This is a genomic window from Pseudomonas sp. D4-21 (genome assembly GCF_051132125.1).
In the GTDB taxonomy this organism is placed as follows: Bacteria; Pseudomonadota; Gammaproteobacteria; order Pseudomonadales; family Pseudomonadaceae; genus Aquipseudomonas.
Map to the genome: position 1 here is coordinate 2,388,349 of NZ_CP071664.1, position 21,690 is coordinate 2,410,038.

General features: G+C 55.3%; 18 protein-coding genes and 4 pseudogenes. 12 read left to right on the forward strand and 10 right to left on the reverse strand.

Annotated features, from left to right (window positions below; translation table 11 throughout):
* Positions 1-24 precede the first annotated feature (24 nt).
* Positions 25-501: pseudogene (locus J3Q04_RS10910) on the forward strand (GNAT family N-acetyltransferase).
* Between the two features lie 158 nt (positions 502-659).
* Here J3Q04_RS10910 and J3Q04_RS10915 read toward each other — a convergent pair.
* Together J3Q04_RS10915 and J3Q04_RS10920 are read right to left on the reverse strand one after the other, a co-directional pair.
* Positions 660-1,271 (reverse strand): transferase, encoded by a 612-nt coding sequence (locus tag J3Q04_RS10915; protein WP_434606246.1) that lies wholly within the window; start codon positions 1,269-1,271, stop codon positions 660-662.
* A 572-nt stretch (positions 1,272-1,843) separates the two neighbouring features.
* Complete coding sequence (locus J3Q04_RS10920; protein WP_434606245.1) at positions 1,844-3,040, reverse strand: IS256 family transposase; 1,197 nt, start codon at positions 3,038-3,040, stop codon at positions 1,844-1,846.
* Between the two features lie 503 nt (positions 3,041-3,543).
* On the opposite strand from J3Q04_RS10920, the gene J3Q04_RS10925 reads away from it, so the two are divergent.
* The gene (locus tag J3Q04_RS10925; protein WP_434606243.1) at positions 3,544-5,421 is read left to right on the forward strand and encodes a putative bifunctional diguanylate cyclase/phosphodiesterase; all 1,878 of its coding nucleotides are present in this window, start codon (positions 3,544-3,546) and stop codon (positions 5,419-5,421) included.
* A gap of 346 nt (positions 5,422-5,767) precedes the next feature.
* Here J3Q04_RS10925 and J3Q04_RS10930 read toward each other — a convergent pair whose 3' ends face one another.
* The 3 genes and pseudogenes from J3Q04_RS10930 to J3Q04_RS10940 form a co-directional block, all read right to left on the reverse strand.
* Complete coding sequence (locus tag J3Q04_RS10930) at positions 5,768-6,070, reverse strand: hypothetical protein (RefSeq protein WP_434606241.1); 303 nt, start codon at positions 6,068-6,070, stop codon at positions 5,768-5,770.
* A 78-nt stretch (positions 6,071-6,148) separates the two neighbouring features.
* Positions 6,149-6,734: pseudogene (locus J3Q04_RS10935) on the reverse strand (anthranilate synthase component II).
* Positions 6,731-8,200, reverse strand: a complete 1,470-nt coding sequence (locus J3Q04_RS10940) for an anthranilate synthase component I family protein (protein ID WP_434635570.1) — start codon at positions 8,198-8,200, stop codon at positions 6,731-6,733. Before J3Q04_RS10940 ends, J3Q04_RS10935 begins: the two are co-directional and overlap by 4 nt.
* 654 nt (positions 8,201-8,854) lie before the next feature.
* Here J3Q04_RS10940 and J3Q04_RS10945 point away from each other — a divergent pair.
* The 7 genes and pseudogenes from J3Q04_RS10945 (at position 8,855) to J3Q04_RS10975 (ending at position 13,288) form a co-directional block, all read left to right on the forward strand.
* Positions 8,855-9,025 (forward strand): hypothetical protein, encoded by a 171-nt coding sequence (locus J3Q04_RS10945; protein ID WP_434606237.1) that lies wholly within the window; start codon positions 8,855-8,857, stop codon positions 9,023-9,025.
* An 84-nt stretch (positions 9,026-9,109) separates the two neighbouring features.
* A complete protein-coding gene (locus J3Q04_RS10950) occupies positions 9,110-10,207 on the forward strand; it encodes a phenylacetate--CoA ligase family protein (protein WP_434611601.1) in 1,098 nt (365 codons plus the stop codon).
* A gap of 8 nt (positions 10,208-10,215) precedes the next feature.
* Positions 10,216-10,761: an acetyltransferase gene (locus J3Q04_RS10955; protein WP_434606235.1), complete on the forward strand. Its 546-nt coding sequence runs from the start codon at positions 10,216-10,218 to the stop codon at positions 10,759-10,761.
* Position 10,762: 1 nt separating this feature from the next.
* Positions 10,763-11,023: pseudogene (locus J3Q04_RS10960) on the forward strand (iron-containing redox enzyme family protein); the annotation flags it as partial.
* Positions 11,024-11,067: 44 nt separating this feature from the next.
* Positions 11,068-11,340, forward strand: coding sequence for an IclR family transcriptional regulator domain-containing protein (locus J3Q04_RS10965; protein ID WP_434606232.1), 273 nt, complete (start codon positions 11,068-11,070; stop codon positions 11,338-11,340).
* A 443-nt stretch (positions 11,341-11,783) separates the two neighbouring features.
* Positions 11,784-12,266, forward strand: coding sequence for an HIT family protein (locus J3Q04_RS10970; RefSeq protein ID WP_434606231.1), 483 nt, complete (start codon positions 11,784-11,786; stop codon positions 12,264-12,266).
* Between the two features lie 401 nt (positions 12,267-12,667).
* On the forward strand, positions 12,668-13,288 hold the full coding sequence (locus J3Q04_RS10975) for a hypothetical protein (RefSeq protein ID WP_434606229.1): 621 nt from the start codon (positions 12,668-12,670) through the stop codon (positions 13,286-13,288).
* A 431-nt stretch (positions 13,289-13,719) separates the two neighbouring features.
* On the opposite strand, the gene J3Q04_RS10980 is transcribed toward J3Q04_RS10975, so the two are convergent.
* The 4 genes and pseudogenes from J3Q04_RS10980 to J3Q04_RS10995 all read right to left on the reverse strand — a co-directional run bounded on the left by J3Q04_RS10980 (position 13,720) and on the right by J3Q04_RS10995 (position 17,060).
* Positions 13,720-14,715 carry a hypothetical protein gene (locus J3Q04_RS10980; RefSeq protein ID WP_434606227.1) on the reverse strand — a complete coding sequence of 332 codons (996 nt, stop codon included), beginning with the start codon at positions 14,713-14,715 and terminating at the stop codon, positions 13,720-13,722.
* A 213-nt stretch (positions 14,716-14,928) separates the two neighbouring features.
* Positions 14,929-15,172 (reverse strand): annotated as a pseudogene (locus J3Q04_RS10985) (LysE family translocator); the annotation flags it as partial.
* Positions 15,173-15,361: 189 nt separating this feature from the next.
* Entirely contained in the window at positions 15,362-16,642 is a 1,281-nt protein-coding gene (gene umuC, locus J3Q04_RS10990; RefSeq protein WP_434606225.1) for a translesion error-prone DNA polymerase V subunit UmuC, read from the reverse strand.
* On the reverse strand, positions 16,629-17,060 hold the full coding sequence (locus J3Q04_RS10995; protein ID WP_420763597.1) for a LexA family protein: 432 nt from the start codon (positions 17,058-17,060) through the stop codon (positions 16,629-16,631). Before J3Q04_RS10995 ends, umuC begins: the two co-directional genes overlap by 14 nt.
* 520 nt (positions 17,061-17,580) lie before the next feature.
* Here J3Q04_RS10995 and J3Q04_RS11000 point away from each other — a divergent pair.
* Positions 17,581-17,826, forward strand: a complete 246-nt coding sequence (locus J3Q04_RS11000) for an EAL domain-containing protein (RefSeq protein WP_434559351.1) — start codon at positions 17,581-17,583, stop codon at positions 17,824-17,826.
* Here the strand turns inward: J3Q04_RS11000 and J3Q04_RS11005 are convergent.
* A complete protein-coding gene (locus J3Q04_RS11005; protein WP_434635575.1) occupies positions 17,798-19,888 on the reverse strand; it encodes a TonB-dependent siderophore receptor in 2,091 nt (696 codons plus the stop codon). The two genes, J3Q04_RS11000 and J3Q04_RS11005, sit on opposite strands and share 29 nt — an antisense overlap.
* A gap of 250 nt (positions 19,889-20,138) precedes the next feature.
* Here J3Q04_RS11005 and J3Q04_RS11010 point away from each other — a divergent pair, with 250 nt between their 5' ends.
* A complete protein-coding gene (locus tag J3Q04_RS11010) occupies positions 20,139-20,654 on the forward strand; it encodes a sigma-70 family RNA polymerase sigma factor (RefSeq protein ID WP_434611599.1) in 516 nt (171 codons plus the stop codon).
* Complete coding sequence (locus tag J3Q04_RS11015) at positions 20,641-21,621, forward strand: FecR domain-containing protein (RefSeq protein ID WP_434606218.1); 981 nt, start codon at positions 20,641-20,643, stop codon at positions 21,619-21,621. The genes J3Q04_RS11010 and J3Q04_RS11015 overlap by 14 nt, the downstream gene beginning before the upstream one ends.
* Positions 21,622-21,690 lie beyond the last annotated feature (69 nt).

Here is a 21,690-nt window from a genome sequence, read left to right on the forward strand (position 1 = left end):
GGACAAACGATACTAAGGACAGATATGCGAATTCGAGCAACAAGCGAGAACGACTGGATGCTACTCAAGCGCGTCAGGCTTGCCGCGCTTCCGGATACGCCAACAGCCTTTGGCGTCAGTTACAGACTGCTGCTGACTATGACTGCGACCAGTGGCAACAAAGAGCCTCATCTACGGGAACCGAGTTCTGGCTGGCGTTCGAGGAAGGCAGGCCCGTCGGGATGGTCTGTGCCGCAGTAAGTGAGTCAGAGCGCTTCAATTTGATTGGGATGTGGGTTGAACACGCAGCTCGGGGTCTGGCATCGCAAATGAACTGATGGATATCGTAAAGGCTCGATCCACTGAGAGAGGTTTTGACGGCGTTTTTCTGGATGTCTCTCCTGAAAACGTTAGAGCCTCAGCTTCTATTTGAATCAGGGGTTTGTCTTCCTGGATGAATGGGAGCCATTGGAAAGTCATCCGCATATTACTGTTCAGGCTATGGTATGGACGAGGCAGTGACCTCACCCTTAAAAAGGGTTGCAGCTAGGCCATCGCAATGTGACTTCCCAGGACGCTTACGTCCAAAATAATTAAGCTTCCATACGATGGCTTTCGCGAGCTTATAGCTAAGCCGCATTTACGATGCTGAGCGTGACCAGCTTCAAAATTGGCGCCACTTAATCGTAGGCGAACTGGTCAATCAACCCCAGACGTGGAACGTGGGTGTTTGGCCGTAGTAGAGCGCCGGGAGCAATGACTGCGTTTGCTCCAATTTGGCAGCCGTCACCGACTAAGGCACCGAATTTTTTTACTCCCGTCACGATTACATTGTCACCATGGCGGATTTTGATATCTGCACCATTCAGCTCATTACGGTAATTGGCAATTATTGCACCTGCTTCAAAATTCACGCCCTCGCCGATCAACGAGTCGCCTACAAAGTTGAAGTGCGCCAGCTTGCTTCCACCGAGCATGAAGCTGGTTTTCATTTCGCAGCTTGGGCCAACGATGCAATTGCTGCCTAGGTAAACGCCTCCACGTAGGTAAGCTCCCGCCGCCACAAATGATCCTTCGCCGATGATAATCGGGCCTTTCAGCACAGCCCCTTGCTCCACAACGGCGCTTTCGTGGATGGCACAGTCTCCATGGCGCCGATAATCCGCACCAAGACCTGCCAGCAAGGCCGAAATTTGGTTTTCGCAGTCTTGAGAAACAAGCCAAGCGGTTGGAGGCATCAAGCCTAGCAACGGCCACCGAGTAATAAACGTACTGATCTCAACTAGCTTCATAGAAATTCCTCCGGTACGGGTAATGTGCTGGTAGATCCACGCGGCTGACGCTAGGACAAGGGAGTCCCCCGAAAATTCACGTGCAGGCATGCCTGAGCTTTGCTGAGCTAAATAGATCACTTCACCGGACGGATACGAAGCAGTTGCGGAACGACCCGATTATTCGCGCGTTCCATTCATTCCGTATCCGACACCTCTCCATAACGCCAATGGAGAGGTGGGCGGCACGATCAACATGCTTGTTGCCTCTACCGAGCGAAGGCAGGCTGAAGACAGGCAGACGGTTCTGGTGGATGAGCTTAATCATCGGGTTAAATACGCTTTCGCCCCATGCAGTTAATCGCTGGCCAAACGGCGGTGCTTTAACGTTTCTAATCCGCCGCCTGATAACTGGAAAATGAATTAGTTGCGGGTTTTGGTTTTGGGGCTTCAGACGCCGTCTGAGACTACGCTGTCTTCGTCGTTCGGTGTGGAGGGAGGTTTACAGGATAGCCGACCGTCGCTAGCGAAATTCTGATCGTGTCCCGGGAAGTGGTGTAACTCATCATGGTTCTAGCCATTGAGCTTGCCGTTTAGTTGATCACGGCCGACAGCTTGGCCTGTGGATTATCGCTGACCGCCTCGAAGGCTTCCAACTGCATGTAGCGTCGTTGCAGGCACCACTCGTCGTTCTGCTCCAGCAGCATCGCCCCCACCAGCCGCGTTATGGCCGGATCGTTTGGAAAAATCCCCACGACATCGGTGCGGCGTTTGATCTCGGCGTTGAGCCTCTCAAGCGGGTTGGTGCTGTGCAACTGCTGCCGGTGCGCCTTGGGAAACGCCATGTGCGCCAGCACTTCATCCTCGCAGCTATCCATAAGGGCCGCGATCTTGGGGTATTTCTCGCGTAGCTGATCAGCGACCAAACGCCATTGCTGATGGCACTCGGCACGGCTGTCCTGAGCGAAGACCGTGCGCAGCAGAGCCGCCACCATGGTGCGCTGACCTTTGCCAACATGGGCCATGGCGTTGCGCATGAAGTGGACGCGGCAGCGCTGCCAGGTCGCATGGAAGACCTTGGAAACAACTGCCTTCAGGCCTTCGTGGGTATCGGAGATGACCAGCTTCACGCCGCGCAACCCGCGCCGCATGAGACTGCGCAGAAAGTCCGTCCAGAACGGTTCAGCTTCGGAAGGGCCAACGCGCATGCCCGAGACTCCACGAACACCATCTGTGTTCACGGCCACGGCGATTATTACGGCAACCGAGACGATGCGCCCGGCCTCCCGCACCTTGACGTAGGTGGCATCGATCCAGAGATAGGGCCAGTCACCTTCAAGCGGACGATCAAGGAAAGCGTGAACGCGCTCATCGATCTCACCTGCCAGCCGTGATACCTGGCTCTTGGAAATCCCAGTCATGCCCATGGCCTTGACCAACTCGTCCACCGTGCGCGTTGAAACGCCCTGGATGTAGGTGTCCTGAATGACCGCCGCCATGGCCTTCTCAGCGGTGCGTCGAGGCTCAAGGAAGCCGGGAAAGTAGCTGTCCTGGCGCAGCTTGGGGATCTTCAGGTCAACGTCACCGGCACGGGTTTGCCAGAGGCGATCACGGTAGCCGTTGCGGCTGTTGGTCCGGTCTGGGCTTTTGACATCGAAGACGGCGCCGCACAGGCCTTCGATATCGAACTCCATCATGCGCTGGGCAACGAACTGGATCATTTGCTTGAGCAGATCAGCGTCTGCCCCTTTCTCAACCAACTCGGTCAATGCGATAGTGGGCTTGGTCATCGTGGGTTCTCTGGTGAGTGTTTGGTCTTCGCAAACTCAACATTAGCCAAGAACCACGATGACCATCCTCTTTCGCCCACAGGGCGCCTTCGGTTGGTTCGGTTACGCCACTTTCTGGGACACGATCGAAATTCTCAGAGCTTCCACCACATTATGATGCGGGCTTGGTTCATCAGGCGTCGCAGAGGGGAACGATCTACAATTGGTTGAAATGTTGAGAATGCGTAAAGATGGAATGCAGTTTGATAAGGGTAGATGTGGCTCTGCAGCATTAACGAGGCATCGCTTTGTTAACGAGACGGCTAACATATAGCCTTGGATATTCGTCATTAGATGGTGAGCTGAGCTCATTCAGGTTCCGCCCGTTCTTCGGTTGCAGTTAACCCGAAGCTTTGCGGTGGTAGAAGATGGTTTTTATCACCGCATCAGTATACGTTGTGGTATCGAGGCTCAGAGGTTGGGAACACCTAATCGAAGCAATGATCATGGAGGTCACAACGAGCATGCAAAAAGACATCAATAGGCGAATCTTGCTGGTCGAAGACGAGCCCGCGAACCATCGAGCTTTGCGATTGATTCTAGGCTCCAGCGAAGGGGACGGGTTGAAAGGCTCTAATAGCGGGCGTGCGGCCGGTGCGGTTGATCCGCGAAGTCAGTACCTCGTTGAGTCAGCATACGATCGTAAACAGGCCGTCGAGATGCTCAGGAAGGCTCGGGACGGAAGTGATCCCTACGCGCTTGTCATCAGCAGCGTTCGTATGTTCCCCGAAAGCGAGGGTTTTGATGTATTGCAGGGCCTGTGGAAAGCGGACCCTAATGTGTTCATTGTGCTCTCTACCGAGCATTTAACTCATTTTTGGCGAGACATGGCTGAGCGGGTCGAGCTAGGAGAACAGCTAGTAATTTTAGACAAGCCATTGGTCAGTCTAGAGCTTCGACTGATAATTAACGCTATGACTCGTAAATGGCAGTTGGCGCAGAACAGTGAAAAGAAAATGCGCCTTCTTGAACAGACCATTGAGAAGCGAATCCAAGAATTGGTTAAGATATCGCGATTGCTGCATTATGACCCGCTTACCCAGTTACCTAACGGCACATTACTCAATGATCGTCTTACCCAAGCCCTTGCTCAATGCCACCGTTATAAGCGGCGCTTAGCGGTAATTTTTCTTGGTCTCGATCGGTTCAAGCGGATTAATAACGCGTTCGGACATGCAGTCGGAGATGAACTCCTTAAGCGAATCAGCAGTTCGCTAGCTAATGCAGTACGTGCGTCCGATTCTGTATTTCGATATGGGGCTGACGAGTTCGTTGTTTTGTTGATTGATGTGGGAGAGCCGCAGCAAGCCAAAGGCGTGGCAATGAAATTGCTGACGGCTGTTAGTACACCGCACGCAATTGAAAATCACCAGTTAAGCGTTACCGCGAGTTTGGGAATCTGTCTATATCCGACGGACGGCATTGAAGCGGTGGAGCTGGTCAAGCGAGCCGAAACGGCAATGCGTAGTGCCAAAGAGGCCGGTCCAAATGATTATCGGTTCTATACCGAAGATATTAATAGGCAGGCTCGACACCGTCAGGCCATTGAGTCCGGTCTGCGCCTTGCTTTGCAACGTAATGAGTTTGTGTTGCATTACCAACCTAAGCTTGAGCTGGCCAATGGAAAAGTGGTCGGCGCCGAGGCGCTGGTGCGATGGATGCATCCGGACAGAGGTATTGTTTACCCTGCTGATTTTATTGCAATAGCTGAAGAAACTGGACTGATACATCCACTGAGCCTCTGGGTGATCCGGGAGGCATGCCGGCAGATTCGTTTATGGCAAACTGAAGGGCGGCAGCCGATTATGATGTCGGTAAATATTTCGCCATTAGATCTTCGGCAGCATAGGTTCGTCGACGGCCTGAAGCGTGTCTTGGATGAAACAGGAACTGAACCAAAACAGCTGGAGATAGAGATCACCGAAAGCGTACTAATGCAGAATGTTGAGGCCACCATGAGTACTCTGGAGGCGATAAAGGATTTAGGGGTGCGTTTGGCGATCGACGATTTTGGGACCGGCTTTTCTAGTCTAAGTTATTTACAAAAGTTTCCCATCGATGTCCTAAAAATTGATCGATCTTTTGTTTCAGAATTGAGCTTCGAAGCTGAAGTCAGTAACGACACTAGGCTAGTGCATGCAATTATAAGCTTGGCCAAGAATTTATCGCTACGGGTTATTGCAGAGGGTGTTGAAACGGTGGCGCAGCTGAACTGCCTCAGCGTACTGAAGTGTGACGAGGCTCAAGGGTATTATTTTTCTAAGCCCTTGAAGGCAGATTTTTTCGTTGAATGGGTTGATTTATGGGAATCTGAGAGGGTAGTCAGAGAGAGACCTTCGTAGTGTTCATATTTGCTATTAGATATTTGTCTATCTTTACACTATTCTTAACGTAGCTAGCAGCTGGTTTGTTTTGGGGGCCAAAGAACAACGGGCCGGCGAACTCGTCTACCCTCCAGCATCGGGGAAAACGGTGCCTGCGAATATTGATCAGCCGCCAGAAACTGGGCCAGACCATCACGTCATGACTGGACATACACGGAGAAGCCGACGCTCTTTACTCTCAGAAACTATTGTGGGCGAAGCGCGTGCCACAGAGGACACGCATCGATACGGTGCAGATGTGTCATCGTTTGGAGCATGGATTGATGAATACAAGACGCTCGGTGCCGCGGGGCTAAAACAAGATTCAGAAATACGCCGCTGGGCTCAAATAGGCATATGGAGCACATGCGCGCATAATCTGTCCTATCATCCAGCTAGTGCGCTGTCGTGCGCTGTTGGAGAGGCCGGCGAGAGGGTCGGTATCCCTCGGTGCTGCCGGTCCCAGGCTGATGAGGTAGCTGCCGAAGCCGAGCTGACGCAGCACTTTATTCGGCAGGCGCTCCCAATCGCAACGGTTTGCATCTTTGGCGAGACTCATGAAAGCGGTCAGCGGTGCGGTACGCCCGGCCTGGTTCCGGCTGCAGACGGGGGAGTTGTGTTCGTCCATAAACGAGTCGCTCTTGTTATAGCGGGAATGAAACAGCTGGAGTATGGAAAAGAAGGGGAGTGCGCCCCTTCTGGCGGATCACTGGTGCACGTAACACTTGATGAAACTGCGAAACAGGTCCAGACCGTTTTCGGTCAGGATGCTCTCAGGGTGAAACTGCACACCTTCCACTGGCAGGTGGCGATGACGCACACCCATCACATAGCCGTCATCGGTGGATCTCGAGGTGACTTCCAGGCTGTCGGGTAACTGCTGGTCGCTGACCATCAACGAGTGGTAGCGGGTGGCCTGTATGGAGCGTGCCTGCGTGTGGTCATAGACGCCCTTGCCATCGTTCTCGATCGTGCTCACTTTGCCGTGCATCACGTGCGGGGCGCGGCAAACCTGAGCGCCGAAGGCCAGGCCGATGGCTTGATGACCCAGGCATACGCCCAGTAGCGGCAAACGCCCCTGCAAGTGCCTGATCACTTCGATGTAGCCAACGTCGACCGGGTGCCCAGGCCCAGGGCCGAGCACGCAGAAGTCCGGCGAAAAAGCCTCGATGCGTTGGAGGAGGTCTGGCACGTCGTGACGCTCGACGCGGGGTTTCCAGTCCCAGTTGTTCCAGGTACTGGCTGATGATAAAGACGAAGCTATCATAGGCGTCGATCAGGAATACTTTCATAGTGCGATCTCCTTGCCGGTCACTGCCCGGTATACAGAACCCATCTTGTACAGCGTCTCTTTCCACTCCATCTCGGGAATGGAGTCGGCGACCACCCCGGCGGATGCACGCAAGTGGTAGGTCCCCTCGTCGAAGACGGTCGAGCGAATGCACAGGGCGGTATTCACACTGCCATCAAAACCCACCAGGCCAAGGGCTCCGGCGTAGATGCCCCGGCGGTTGCTCTCCATTTCCTCGATCAGTTCCATTGCCCTGACCTTGGGCGCGCCGGACATGGTTCCTGCGGGGAATGAGGCCTTGATCACGTCGTAGGCATCCAGGCTTGGGCGCAGCAGACCGCGAACGTTCGACACCATGTGGTAGAGGTGCGAGTACTCCTCTACCAGCATGAATTCGTCGACTTCCAGCGAGCCGGCCTGGCAGACGCGACCGATATCATTGCGACACAGATCGATGAGCATAAGGTGCTCGGCGCGCTCCTTCTCCGAGCGGGTCAACTCCAGGACTAGTTGGGTGGGATCGACTCCGGGCTTCTTGCCGACAGTACCGGCGATCGGACGCATCTCTATCAAATCATCCTTGATCCTGACGAACGGCTCAGGGCTGGCACCGATCAGGTCGATACCGCCCACATGGGCCAGGTACATGTAAGGAGAGGGGTTGCGCAGGCGCAGGTTCTGGTACACCTCGAACGGCGCAACCTGCGAGCGAATCCGAATCTCATGACCGAGCTGGATCTGGTAGACGTCGCCGGCGCGGATGTGCTCTATCGCGATTTCGACACGTGCGCAGAACTGCTCCGGAGTGACCGTGCGGATTTCGTCGAATGTCTCTGGATACGGAGACTGATCCACTGCCTCGCACGCCAGGGTTGTGGTCAGGAAGGGGTAATCCTCCACAGTACGGGGCGCCCACAGGGGGTGGTTGTTGATCAGGGTTTCGACAATGCCGTTGCTGTGGAAATAAACCAGTGTTTGATAGACCGACAGGGCGATGAGCGGGTAGCTGTAGATTTGTTCGGCCACATCGGGAAGCCGCTCGATCAGGCGAACGCAGTCGTAGGAGAAGTAGCCGAAGAACGCCAGGCTGGAAGGGGCATTGGGCGCAGGCAGGAACGTAGCCTGGATAGCCCGGAGCAGGTTCCACGCGGCCTCGCTGTCCGGTAGATGGATCTTGTGCTCGGGATCGACCTGCACCCCCCCTTGTCGCAGGCTGGCGGACAAATGTTCACAAAGCGCAGGACAGCCTCGCAGTTGTGCCTGGCCCTCATCGATACACACTTCGAAAAGGGGCTCGAGCCCGAGGATCGTCGCCCGGCGATCGCGGCTTGGACCGGACAGTGATTCAAGAATGAAGACAGACTCGCGACCCAGTTGTGCCAGTGCATATGCATATATGCCAAGTGCATCCGTGGATCGACGTTCTTCGCGACGAAGAACATCCACGTCAATTAAATTTGTATTCACGGTTAATACCATTTTTAAGGTGCAACGATTCAGGCACTCGATTAAGAGAGCGCCACGGGAATATAAAGTGCGCAGGCACTTTAAATGCGTATTGACGGATATCCTGAATATTCGGGGCGGACGCTGTTCATGTCGCGCGCGGTACAAGGCTGACAACGGATTGCAGTCAGCGATGCGCAGGGCACAAGGCGCGAGCGCCTTCGAATTTCATTGGGGAGAGATCAGGACGTTGCTAGCAGGCAGCAGGCAGACGCTGGTCTTCGCTAGAATATTAGCGACGCCAGATATTGCTTTTGAAGATGGCCAGAATGGCCCGGGAACAGCTGTCGGGATAGCTGTGGGAGGAGCTGATAGCAGAAAGGTGATAGTACATTTTAGACATCCCAGTCTTGGCTAAGTACTGCGGGAATGAGCGGCAGTGCGGCGAAATTACCAGTGTGCCCCGGGGCTGTCAACTGCTCGGCGGATTAATCTTTCATGCATTTCTTAGTGTTGACAGGCGCAACAACTATTCTTGCGCATATATCGCGCGTGCTTTTAACAAGAAACTCGTGCGCACACAACTGCGGGATAGCGAAGCTGGGTATTTGTAACTTCTGTCACTAACGTAGCGGCCGTTGAGCTCCACTAACCCATCAAACCCGAGCGGCTGAAATGAAAGAGTATTTAGACACATTCAAGAAGCGGTACGATCCGATTCATCATGCCTATTGGACCGACGTCCTCAGCGACACTGCGCTGGCGGCATGGCATCAGGAACAGATGGGGGAAGTGATCGGCCACGTGAAGCTTTCTTCGCCGTTCTATGCAAGGCACCTTGCCTAGGTCGACGAACGTTCGCTGACCTTGGATGACCTCGTCACCTTGCCATTCACGACCAAGGATGACTTGCGCGAGGCGGGCTTCGACATTTTGTCCGGCCCGCTGGAAGACAGCATATTCTACTACGAGACTACAATTACCACCGGGCCTGCTACCCCATGCCCGCGGGACCGCAAGGAAAGCTACGCGAGCAATCGCCAACTGGCCATGGCCTACCAGGCCGTGATCGAAAAGCATTTTCCAGGTGAGAAGACGGTAGTCGGCATCATGGGACCCACCGAGGTCCACTCCTTCGGTGACACCTTGGGCGATGTCTGCACCCAACTCGACCTGTGCAATGCCAAGATCTGGCCGCACTCACCGGTGATCGGTTGGCCCAAGGCCCTGCAACTGCTCAAGGATCTGCAGATCGGCGTGCTCGCGTCGGCGCCGGGGCTCTTGCTGGCCATGGCCAAGGAAGCCGAGCGGCAGGGCTTGAACCCACGCGAGGACTTCGCCCTGCGCGCGTTCATGATGAGCGGCGAGCTGTGCACGCCAGCGTTGAAGAACAACCTCTACAGCCTGTGGGGCGCGCAGGCCTACAACAGCCTGTATGGCTCCCAGGAAGCGATGATCATCGCGGCTTGCAACGCCAACGACCAGTTGGTGCCTCATCGCCTCAACTACATCATCGAGGTGCTCGATCCCAAGTCCGGGGAAAGCCTCGGCTGCACCGGCGACGGTGAGCTGTGCGTGACCATGCTGATCCCTGGCAGCAAGCCGTTGATCCGCTACCGCACGGGTGACCTGGTCTCGATCCAGTCGCGCCCCGGCTATCCGCAATCGATGCGCCAGACCGTCAAGGTTGTCGGTCGGGTGAAGGATGCCGTGCAACTGAACGGTCGCGCCTTCTCGGCTGCGCAGATCGAGCAGGCATTGCTTGAAGGCGTCGAACAATGCCTTGGTTACCAGATCATCCTCAGTTGCGCCAATGATCGCGACACCGTCATCGCCAAGCTGGAAATGTTGCGCTTCTTCGAGGGCGATCGTGGGCGTCTGGTGCTGCTGATCAAGGAGCGCCTGCGCGAACGGCTGGGGGTCGATGCCACGGTCATGGTGGTGGGCGATCTTGCCGAACATGTGAACCTTGGCAGTTGGTTCAGCTGGAAAGAAGCGCGCATCGTCGATGAGCGTCAAGGCCAGTGAGGTCACCGATGAGCCTGTCTGTTCGCGTGATCGACAACGCAAATGAGCTGTTCGAGTCCGTCCGGCACCTCAGGAGTCGCTATCTGGGGACCAACCCGGCACGGGAGAATGACTTCGAGCGAAGGGAGCAGGTGCGCGACGCCTTGTCCTATCACCTGGTCTACCTGGACAAGGACGAAGTGGTCGGGACGTTGCGCGTCACCCCGCTGGGCCATGGCCTGAGTTTCGTCGAGCGGGCAGTCAATGTGCACGCCTATTTCGAACAATCGACGGACGCCTTCGATGCCAATCGCTTGGTGCTGGACGAGCGGTACCGCGGCGGGCGGCACCTGCGCATGTTTTTCCTGCAGGCGGCCATCTGGCTGAAAGCCAACATCCAGCTGCGATTCATCTCGGCCCTGTGCCGCGGCCAACTGGCGGCGTTATATGTCGGCTTGGGCGGGCGCGTGCTGGTGGATAACGTTACCTGGACCGGGGAACAGGTCGAGCGGCGCTACAGCCTCGTGTACCTGGAACTCGAAAGTGTTTACCACAATGTTAAAGGAACCTATTGAAATGCAAGCATTCTTCAAGGAACTCGACGCTATCGTCGAAGCGGGCTGGGCCCAGATCAAGCAGGGCACCTACTGGAAGTTCAGCCTGGACAATCACACGCCGCCAGCCCTCTACCAACAGCTCATGCTGCAGGTGTACCACTACACCCGCTACAACTCGGTCAACCAGGCCGCTTGCGCCTTCAGTGCCGATCCGGAAGAGACGACACTGCTGCGCTTCGTCTATAAGCACGCCCTGGAAGAGCTGGGCCACGAGCGCATGGCCGACAAGGCTATGCAGAAGACCATGAAGAGTTCGAAGACAACATGAGCTGCCTGGCGGCGCCGATTCGAGACCGCTTTGGCCACGTGATCGGCGGCATGAGCGTTTCATTCCGCTGTTTTGGCTTCAGGGAAGAATTGAGGCAGGACTACGTCAAGCACCTGATGGAACCCACGCAGCAGATTTCAGCTCAGCTGGGCTGGCACCTGCGTGGAGTACCGGAAATCTGCGAGTCGGTGACCGGACAGAAACGCCTCGATTTCCAGAGCAGTACTTCTTGCTGTCCCGGTAGCACCGATCAAGGTGGCCGAGGCTGAACCTGCCCAGTCATCATAACCGACCAGCCATAGCTTTCGCTCGGTAATCGAGTGAGTACCTGCGACGTCGATTCGACTCTCCATATTAAGAGCCTTCAGTGAGCTTAGATGATGGACTGCAGGACGAAATCCGGTGCGCCAGAACGCGATAGCTTGCCTTGGAATTTCTTTTTTGCTCTTGATAGACCCAAAGAACAAGTCCAGAATTGAGTCTCTTCTTGCTTTCGCAAGAAAAGAAACCCTTTAGACTTCAATGGGTCGGACGCCAGATGCGAGTCTCGTTTCCCGCTCCAAGATTCACAAAAAAGCCACTCAGAAATGAGTGGCTTTTTTGTGCCTGAGAAGTTTTGGTATTCATGGCGACAGGCAGCTTTCGGCCAGGAGCGGACATAGCGAAATGACGTTGCTATTCTGCTACGTCAGTTCATCAGGACATACTGCATATGGAAATTGCGCCGCATTTTATTATTCATCAAACCGATCATTGGATTATCAACCATCACCTCGTGAGCACGCTTCCCGGCTACTTGATGCTGGGAACAAAAATGCAGACCACGTCGTTGACTGACCTGTCATCAGATGCGCTTACAGAGTTGGGAGGGTTGCTCGCCAATACTCAAAATATAATTGAGCAGCGACTCCGGCCCAAGCGGCTATATATCGGTCGCTTCGGTCATGAACCAGGTTTACCAATTCACTTCCATTTCATACCGGTCTACCACTGGGTCGAAGACATGTTCTGGAGTGATGCTCGTTATCGGGTCCTTGAAAATTTCTCCTACGCTGAACATGGCCCCTCTTCAACTGACGGCGCAGAGCTGACCTTGTTCATATGGAGAGAGTTTGGGGAAAATCCTACCCCACCAAAAATTCCAGATCTCACGGTAGGCGGTGTGATTAAAGATCTACGTGACGCCTTTCTGTAGAATGATCAGTCTGATCATCCGCAAAATTGGACATCCGATATCAGCCGATTGCTGCACTTCACCACAGGCAGCATTCGACCCATAGCAGTCTCTGAACCGCATTGATCGAAAGAAATGTCCACCGCCAATCCTAAAAACGTGATGGTGGCTCTTTTCCGGCCTTGATATGCGAAAAGACCTGATCTGGATCTGCCTGGCACCAATATCTGAACAGAAGGCGAGGTTCGGCATTTCCTGAATATTGATCCACGATTTCGCCACCGTAATGTAAGCGTCCAGTCAAGTCATCTACCGATGCAGCTATAAGCACGAGGATGACTGGTAGCCGCCCATGCCGTAAGGTTCGCTACCAAAATCGCCACAGCCTTCCAGTGGTGGTAATACAGCAAGGGGAGCGAACGATGAACACCTTCAAATCGTCAGTTCAAAACGTAGCTGCGGCCATAGGCCTTATCGCAGCAGTGACAGTCGGTGGATGCGTGATGATCCCTTACGACACGCCGGAATCAAAAGCCCAAATCCAGCGCGATCTGAAAATTGCACCATCGGATATTCAAGCCGTGTCGGAAACGAACTGGTGCTTGTTCCCATATGGAAGCGAAGGCAGCTGCAGAGCCACTCAAGGCCTGGGAGTGTTGACCAACAAAGGCCTGATCCTCAGCCGCTACAACAACCACACCTACACTGAAACCGCACGCATCCTCCCAGAACAAGTGCAGTGCGTGAAGACGGTTGGTGGCCGCCCTGGAGTCGAACCGTTCGTTGTATTCACCAAAGACCGAGCGATCATGCTCGCCGTCATTACGCCGGGTGGGCAAATGAATGTGCCTGTGAAAGTCAGTTTCTTTGATTATCTGACGAAGCCAGGGCAGCACGTCTTCACTGGGACGGATGGCGGATATGTGCGCAAGTCGGGTCGACAGCAAACCGTAGGCGGAATGGTGTCAGGCACTGCCGTCCCGTGGCATACAACACTCGACGTAACCGAGGTGTTTAACCCTTGCCCGCGGGTTACAGATTAACGAGAGGAAACGGGGACAGACCACGATATGAGACAGTCCGATTACAGGTGAGCCAAAATCGTGGTCTGTCCCCGGTTTCCCTTAGCGGTGAACACGCGGGGTTTCATTTGATTCTCTGGCTGACTGCAGACCAGAACGAAAACCAGCTAGTCGAAGCAGCGAAACAGGTCGGGCTGCAGCTGCAACCGCTTCGCCATTCTTGTCACAACCTTCAACCAGGACCAGCGTTTGTCTTGGGCTTTGCCGCGCTCACCCGCGCCCAGGTAAAAAGCGCTGCGGGAAAACTGGCGCACCTGCTCAGGGCCAACCAGCCCTCGCAGTGAAGAAGGACCAAGTGGTTTGCACCTGTTGCTGTCGGCTCTGCCTTTCGGCACCCCCGGCAAGGTGACCGGCACATGCTGGGCCAACCATTCACTCAAACGATCGCGCGTTTAGTCAGTAAGTGTGGCCAACACCTTTCCGTCTCTGCGCTGCACGATGGTCTTAGGCGCTACCGGCTGTGAGCCGTCGGCGCCCGGCGGTGGGGTTATCAACCAGGCACCCGCATAGTCTTCCCGGATATGGAGCGGATTGAAGCGGATAGCGCTTGCCGCCGCATAACGGCGCCCTGCGAGTGTGGCAACGCTCGAAAGCACCGCACTTCTGACTTCATAGAGCCTTCGCTCTGCGTCGAGCGCAATACTGGCATCCGCAAGCTCGAAATTATCGATACGCACGGGTACGCCTTCCGGCATATCGAGAACCCACCGGTCAGAGTCTACAAACCCATCGGCATAGACATTGCCGGTCGAAGCCCGGAGCGAGGTGCCTTCGGGCAAGGTGATGCCATCGACTACATTGCCATCAGCAAGCGTACAGGTGCTGAACCTCGATACGCCGCCATCTGGCTTGAGCTCAAACTCCACCGGTTGCAGCGCATTGCACCGCCAGCCGATCTGCATCGTCGTGCCGTGGCCGGTTAGCCGCATGTTCTCTGGCGTGAAGCCCACCGTTTCGTATTTTTCGTTGGTTTGAATCGCGATGTAGCGGGCTACTTCGACGGCATCCATATCGAGCATACGCACAGGGCTTGGAAATACGGCTCGTTTGAAGGATTCCCGATGATCCGCAACGGCTAATTCGAGTTTTGTGCCTTTGGGCATGTCGATCTGGCCAAGGCGCATCGGCTCTACTAGTTCCGGGCGATAACTTGCCTCTCTATCCCGTTCATAGCTGCGCATCTGCACATAAAAAGCCGCGGACTGCCACAGGGTAAAAAGCGCACACGCGGTGACAAGCATGTAAGGCAGGAGGAGAGGGCGGCGCCAGCGACCTTTGATATATCGAACCCCCAGCCTTATCGTCCACCCGAACCAGAAAAGCGTCGCGGCGACGAAAAAGGCAAGGTAAAGCAGTAGTTCGGCGGAGGGCAGTGCAACGGGGATCATGCGAGCCAAACTTCCTGAACGGGTGATGGGGTTTGCACGCACCTACGACACAAAAAGGGCGAGCCGTTACGTTGAGTCAATTTTACTCCGATGCCGCGTAAGGTCGATCTTCGTTGCTCCCGCAGTTGTCGTCGTTCCGCGCCGCGAAGACTAACGTCATCCGGGGCGCGGATTTACTCCAACGCAGCTACCACGGCATCGAAGAATACCAGTCATCGAAACCACCACTACGACTGCCAGCATCGACAAAAACGTGCTGGGTGAAACGTGGGTGACCATGGATTTAGGATTGCCAATGTTCGTAACGACCCCTTGGATGAATGACTGCCAAGGCCAAAACTCCTGACCGCGTAGCAACTACCGCTTTGTGGACTACTGCAACGAAATTTGGCCCTGAAATAACGACACCGGCCAGGTAAACCAAAAAGACTGTCAAAACGGCGGGAACATCGATCATCTGCATTCCTTTGCGAATGTTGAGGCAGGGGACGGTCATCATTCAGTTCAAAGCCGTCCGCGGCTTCAACGTACAACGAAAAATTCGATACAGGGCTTTTGAGCGTAGTTGTGTTTTTACACACTCTGGCCGTAAGTAGTCGGCATAGAAGGCGCATTTTTTAAGCTGCAGATGCCGAACGCGTCCTCGCTAGCGGGCTTTCACCGTCCACAACTGATCAAAGTTCGTCGTATAGCTCTGACTCATCAGCTCTCGACGCATTGCCCAACCAGGCGCTGCAGGCACACTCGCTATCCGAATAACCCCCTTTCCCCATCGACCATTGATTTCATCCAAAACACTCATCACCTTATCAGCCATGACGGGTTGAGAATGAGCGAACAGATCATCAGTGAATTCGCCAGGCTGGCGCAGATCCATCAGCAAAACTTCTGCTTTGCTGTACTTGAAGCCGGGCCGGAATAGACGGTTTACCGCTTCGGTTGCGGCCTTGGTCATGAGCCGCACGTCGTTGGTCGGGTAAGGTAATTCGACCAACGCCCCGTTCGCATACTTCGCTTCCTGAGGGTTGAACATGCCGGTTCTAATGCTCACGCGGATTTTCTTGCACAGTGAGCTTTGAGCTCGGAGCTTTTCCGCCGCGCGTTGTGTGTAGGTAGCGATAGCTTCCTTGATTGGCTCAATCTCGGTGAGCCGCGTGCCGAACATCCTGCTACAACAAATCTCCTGCTTGGGTGGATCAGCCTCACTCAACTCCAAACATGGGGTGCCGGCAAGTTCGCGAGCGGTTTTCTCGATCACCACGCTGAATTTTTGACGAAGCATCCACGGGTCGGCTTTGGCCAAATCCATCGCGGTCTGGATCCCCATTGTTTCCAGATGCGCCTTCATGCGCCTGCCGATGCCCCAGACCTCGCCGACATCAGTGTTGCGCAGCGTCCAATCCCGTTTGAAGGGATCACAGAGATCCACTACGCCGCCCGTGATATCCAGCAGCCGCTTGGCGGTATGGTTGGCAAGCTTGGCCAGCGTCTTGGTGTGCGCGATTCCAACCCCGACAGGAATGCCAGTGCGTTTGAGAAGGGTAGAACGCATGTGCCGGCCAAACGCAGATAAGTCACCTGGGATACCGGTGAGGTCGGCGAACGCCTCATCAATGCTGTAGACCTCAAGCGTCGGTACTAACGATTCAATGATCGTCATGACACGCTCGCTCATGTCGCCGTACAGAGCGTAATTACTGCTGAACGCCACAACCCCATGCCGACGTAGATGATCTTTGATTTGGAAGTACGGCTGGCCCATCCTTACGAAAGGTTTTGCGTCGTAGCTACGCGCAATTACACAGCCGTCGTTGTTGGACAGCACCACTATAGGTGTCTTCGCGAGGTCCGGTCTGAAGACGCGCTCGCAGCTGGCGTAAAACGAGTTGCAGTCAATCAGGGCGAAGACAGGTTCACGTGTTGTCATGATCGCGGACGCTGTATTTCACTACACCCCAAATCATGAGTTCGTCGCCTTCCATCACGTGCCTTGCCGGATACTTGGGATTTTCCGACAGAAGTATTACGGCGTTGTCGCGCAAATGCAGACGCTTGAGCAGTGGCTCGGAGTTAAGCGCAGCTATAACGATGTCCCCACTGATCGGATCTATGCTTCGATCAACCACCACCATATCCCCCGAATAGATCCCCGCGCCCTGCATGCTGTCGCCATCGATCCTCACGAGATAGACGTGGGGAGCTCGTACATCGAAGAGCTCATCCAGGGAAATGTGCTTTTCGATGTGGTCAGCAGCGGGCGAAGGGAAGCCTGCAGGCACCTTGAATGAATAAAGAGGCAGCTTCTCGCCGCCGGTAGCCAACAGGCCCAGGATGGTGATGCTCATGATGCAAGCCTTAAAGGGATTAACTGTACGTATATACAGTTAACGATTTGCATCGTTTGCGGTCAATGTCATAAGCAGCACTATTCGACGGGTGACAGCATGTGCGGACGCATGGCGCCTGAGCATGCTCGTGAATGGATTGATCCCGACACGCCACCTGACCGAGCGCGCGAATTAGCGATGGAGCATTGTCGACCAGCAACAGACTTTCATTGGTACAAGGTTGGTAAGGATGTCAGAAATGTTCGCAATCAGGGCTCGCACCTGATTCAGCCGCTTTCCTTTGCCTCTGATGCCGATGATTGAGCGGAGACGGACACCGTAGCCCTGCAGAGGCCTCACGTTCTGTGTAGGCATATGGACAGCTACCTCATTAGCCCAGCCGCTTTCCTTTGGCAACGGTACCCGTCTGCGCTGATCCACAGCTATCGGTGGAACATCCGACGGAAGAATTCACGGTGGAACTGAAGCTGGTTGATGTTTTGGCACCGGCTATTCGGCCCTCAGCTACTTGAGTCGCTTGCCCATCGAAACGCTCAAGATCCACCGCTCGTTTATCAACGACATCGAACACAACCGCGACAGCGCGGAACTGGTCAAGGCGATTATCTCCATGGCTCATAGCCTTCGGTTGACCCTGGTTGCCGAAGGTGTCGAGGAGGCCTCTCAGCAGGCGCTCCTGAAAATCGATTCCTGGCGCTCGAGCGGTGAATGCATTGCGACCTTGGCGATCACTGTCAGAGGTCGAGGCTCAGACTCACACTGAGGTTACGCGGCTCTCCGGGCAGGACCCAGGCACTGTTATAGGATCGTTCGTAGTACTTGCGATCGAACAGATTGTTCAGGTTCAGCCCGAGCGTAACGTCTTCGCTGGCTTTGTAGTGCGCGAGCAGATCGACAGTGCTATACGACGGCAGTTTGAAGCTACTGCCAGCCTGGCCTGAGCGTTCGCCGACATAGTTGAAGGCTGCGCCCATGTCCGATCCACGCAAGGCGCCGTCCTGAAACTCATAAACACCCATCAGGCTACCGCTGTTGCGGGCGATGCCTAACAGGTCGCTGCCTTTGGGTAGCGCGGAGTCGCCTTTGGTCACCTCGGCGTCGATGTAGGCATAAGCACCGATAACACGCAGGGCATCGGTGATCTGGCCGCTGAACTGCAGATCCAGGCCCTGGCTGCGAGCCTCACCGGCTGCGACACTTTCACCGAGCGCGTCGGTTGTCACGACGTTTTCCTTGTCGATGTGAAACAGAGCGATGGTCGCGCCAATACGGCTGTCGAACAGGTCCAGTTTTAAACCGGTTTCATAACCCAGGCCTTTTTCCGGTTTATAGACCTGGCCTTGCGTGCCGATGGTATTGGGCTTGAAAGACGTGGACGCGTTGGCGAATACGCCGACCTGTGGTGCCAATTGGTAAAGCAGCCCAACGCGTGGAGTGGCGACGTCTTTTTCCTGGCTGTTGCTGACAGCTGTCGTGCGATTCAGCGAAGTCTGCTCGATGCGCTCCAGGCGCACGCCGATCAATCCGCGCAGACGATCGGTAAAGGCGATCTGGTCCTGCAAATTGAGCGCGTAGCTCTCGGTGTGCTCGTGGAAATCGTTGGCGCGGGTCAGGGCCGGCTTGGGCTGACCATAAACGGGGTTGTAGATATCCAAGCCATAGCTTGCAAGCGTGGCGCTCTGGGGGTACTTCTGGCTGTTGCGGTAGTTTTCATACTCCAGTCCCGCCAGCGTCTGATGCTGCCAGCCGGCCAGTTCGAAGTTGCCATGTAGCTCGGCCTGGGTGATGTTGTCGTTCCATTCAAAGTCACGCTCGCGATAGAAACGCGTGATGGTGGTGCCGACCAATGCTTGAGGTTCCCAGCTCGCGCCATTGAGCGTGCCCTGCGTGTAGTGATTGGCCAGGCGAACCTTCCAGTTGTCGTTCAAATAATGTTCCAGCGCCAGATCAATGGTCTGGTTGTCGTTGCGTATCTGGCCATCGTTGGGCTCACCCATGAAGGTCGACCGCTTGACCGAGCCAAGCTCACCATTGACTGCCGGAATGCCGCGGTCGAACACCGATTCGGTACGGGAGAACTCGGTGTCGAACATCAGGCGGGTGTCTGGTGAAATCTGCCAGCTCAACGACGGGCTGATGATCCGTCGTTGACTGTCAACGTGATCGCGAAAACTGCCATTGTCTTCGATGGCCATGTTTACTCGTGCCAGCAGGTTGCCCTCGCTGTCGAGTGGCGAGTTGACGTCGAGGCTGCTGCGGTAACGGTCCCAGGTGCCGGCGCTGATGTTCAGGTTGCTGAACGCCTCAGCCTGCGGACGCTTGGTCACGATATTGACCAGGCCGCCGGGATCGCCTCGACCGTAGAGACTTGCAGCCGGGCCTTTGAGCACTTCGATACGTTCGATATTGGAAGTGTCCGGCGCGCTGTAGCTGCCACGGTTGATGGCAAAGCCGTTCTTATAGAGTTCGCCGGTGGTAAAACCACGGACGCTGTAGTTGAGAAAAGTTAGTCCGCCAAAGTTGTTCTGTCGTGAGACACCGCCTGCGAAATCCAGGGCGCGGTCGATTCGCGTGGTGTTGAGGTCCTTGATCACCTGGGCGGGTATTACATCGATGCTTTGCGGGGTATCGCGAATGTCTGAATCGGTGCGAGTAGCTGTGCTCGAACGCGTTGCTCGATAACCTTGCACTGGACCATCGGCACGCTCCTCCACGGTGGATCCGGTGATAGTCAACGCGTCCAGCGTCAGAGGTTGTGCGGCTGAAATAGGTTGTCCAAGTAGCCCGAGGGTGAATCCTGTCAGCAGCGGAACGTGATGTTTCAAAATGAACTCTCCCATAAAGATGTAATAACATAACATTTATGGGGCCAGTCACACCACAACCTATAGATCGCCACTTGCTTGTTGACTGGGCACCGTCCTGATGATCATCTGCGTGCCTGGCGTTCCTTCGCAGCCTCTACAGAATGATAGCGTTCGCCCAAAGCAGACACTAAGCACCACGTATTTGCCTCAGGCCTACCGCATGAGTAGAATGCGATTAATTATCAATCATGTATTTGCCGGGATTCCGATGCGCAGCGATGAACCACTAGGTAGTGCAGATCTAGGGCTGCTCTATCGAACCCACCACTCGTGGTTGCACGGCTGGCTAATCCGACGCATTGGATGTCGCGATAACGCAGCAGATTTGGCGCAGGACACCTTCGTACGCCTGCTCAAATCCCGTCAGCCCAGCCCCTTGCGTGAACCACGCGCCTATTTGAGCAGTATCGCCCGCGGGTTGATGATTGATCAGTATCGCCGTCGCGAACTCGAACGTGCCTACCTGGAGAGCGTCGCATTACTGCCTCAACACGAGGTTCCCTCGGAAGAAAGCCGACTGCTGATTCTCGATACGCTCGAGCGGATAGATCGCATGCTCGATATGCTTAAACCGAGAGTTCGCCAGGCGTTTTTATTTGCCCGGCTCGACGGCTTGACCTGCGCGCAAATAGCCGAAAAGTTGGGTGTTTCCCGTGCGACGGTGGAACGCGATCTGGCCACCGCCCTGCAACACTGTTATCGCTTGCGTTATGTCGAGGCGTGAGTCCCAGACGCTGGATCCGGCCGTTGTCGACCAGGCGATCTACTGGCAGGTGCGCCTGCGCTTCGATCAGCCAGATGAGCAAACACAGCGCACATTTGAGCACTGGCTGCAGCAGTGCCCGGAGCACGTGTTGGCGTGGCAGCGCGTGGAAGCGCTTGGGGATGAATTCGCAGGCGTGCCAGCTCAACTGGCCCGGCAAACCCTTAATGGGACCAATCATGGAATGCGGCGGCGGGAAAGCCTGAAACTCCTGGGCATATTGGCGACTGTTGGCACTGCAGCCTGGCTCGGCCGGGACTACACACCCGTACCCGCCATGCTTGCGCAGCAGCGCAGCAGTACCGGCGAGCAACGGCGCTTCCAACTCGATGATGGCAGCCTAATCCAGCTCAATAGCGATAGCGCCGTCGACAGCGATTTCGACGCCCAGCGACGTCTGATAATCCTGCGACGTGGTGAAATCATCGTGAATGTCGGCGCGGATCAACACTCGCCTCGAGCGCGACCGTTCTGGGTGCAATCACGTGACGGGATCATGCGCGCTCAGAGTTCCCGCTTTCTGGCACGCGAGTTCGACGATGGCACGCTGGTCGCGGCTCAGGAAGGATCAGTCACGGTTTTCCCCGGCTCCAGTCAAACGCCTGCCAGCCGCAGTGTTCAGGCAGGAAATCAGCTGCTGTTCACATCAAGTGGGGCCCGAATGTTCAAAGGCAACGGCCTTGATCTATGGAGCTGGGGTGACGGGGTGATCAGTGCGCGCAATATGCGCCTCGATGATTTCATCGTGGAGTTGTCGCGCTATCGCCCCGGGGTACTGCGCTGCGCCGACGAGGTCGCGGATCGTCGCGTTTCCGGCACCTTCCAACTCGCCGACAACGATCAGGTCCTGGCATTGATCGCGCAGTCACTGCATTTGCACGTTGATTATCGGACCCGTTATTGGGTGACCGTGACCGCTGCCACCTAAGCCCATCAGAACTTTGTGCCACCTGAAAAAATAATGAGGTGTATTCTCATTCTCGTTCGACCTCTTAGA

Bases quoted from the DNA above. Each gene is read 5' to 3' on its own strand.
- J3Q04_RS10915 (WP_434606246.1), bottom strand. From the start codon at position 1,271: ATGAAGCTAGTTGAGATCAGTACGTTTATTACTCGGTGGCCGTTGCTA.
- J3Q04_RS10920 (WP_434606245.1), bottom strand. From the start codon at position 3,040: ATGACCAAGCCCACTATCGCATTGACCGAGTTGGTTGAGAAAGGGGCA.
- J3Q04_RS10925 (WP_434606243.1), top strand. From the start codon at position 3,544: ATGCAAAAAGACATCAATAGGCGAATCTTGCTGGTCGAAGACGAGCCC.
- J3Q04_RS10930 (WP_434606241.1), bottom strand. From the start codon at position 6,070: ATGGACGAACACAACTCCCCCGTCTGCAGCCGGAACCAGGCCGGGCGT.
- J3Q04_RS10945 (WP_434606237.1), top strand. From the start codon at position 8,855: ATGAAAGAGTATTTAGACACATTCAAGAAGCGGTACGATCCGATTCAT.
- J3Q04_RS10955 (WP_434606235.1), top strand. From the start codon at position 10,216: ATGAGCCTGTCTGTTCGCGTGATCGACAACGCAAATGAGCTGTTCGAG.
- J3Q04_RS10965 (WP_434606232.1), top strand. From the start codon at position 11,068: ATGAGCTGCCTGGCGGCGCCGATTCGAGACCGCTTTGGCCACGTGATC.
- J3Q04_RS10970 (WP_434606231.1), top strand. From the start codon at position 11,784: ATGGAAATTGCGCCGCATTTTATTATTCATCAAACCGATCATTGGATT.
- J3Q04_RS10975 (WP_434606229.1), top strand. From the start codon at position 12,668: ATGAACACCTTCAAATCGTCAGTTCAAAACGTAGCTGCGGCCATAGGC.
- J3Q04_RS10980 (WP_434606227.1), bottom strand. From the start codon at position 14,715: ATGATCCCCGTTGCACTGCCCTCCGCCGAACTACTGCTTTACCTTGCC.
- umuC (WP_434606225.1), bottom strand. From the start codon at position 16,642: ATGACAACACGTGAACCTGTCTTCGCCCTGATTGACTGCAACTCGTTT.
- J3Q04_RS10995 (WP_420763597.1), bottom strand. From the start codon at position 17,060: ATGAGCATCACCATCCTGGGCCTGTTGGCTACCGGCGGCGAGAAGCTG.
- J3Q04_RS11010 (WP_434611599.1), top strand. From the start codon at position 20,139: ATGCGCAGCGATGAACCACTAGGTAGTGCAGATCTAGGGCTGCTCTAT.
- J3Q04_RS11015 (WP_434606218.1), top strand. From the start codon at position 20,641: ATGTCGAGGCGTGAGTCCCAGACGCTGGATCCGGCCGTTGTCGACCAG.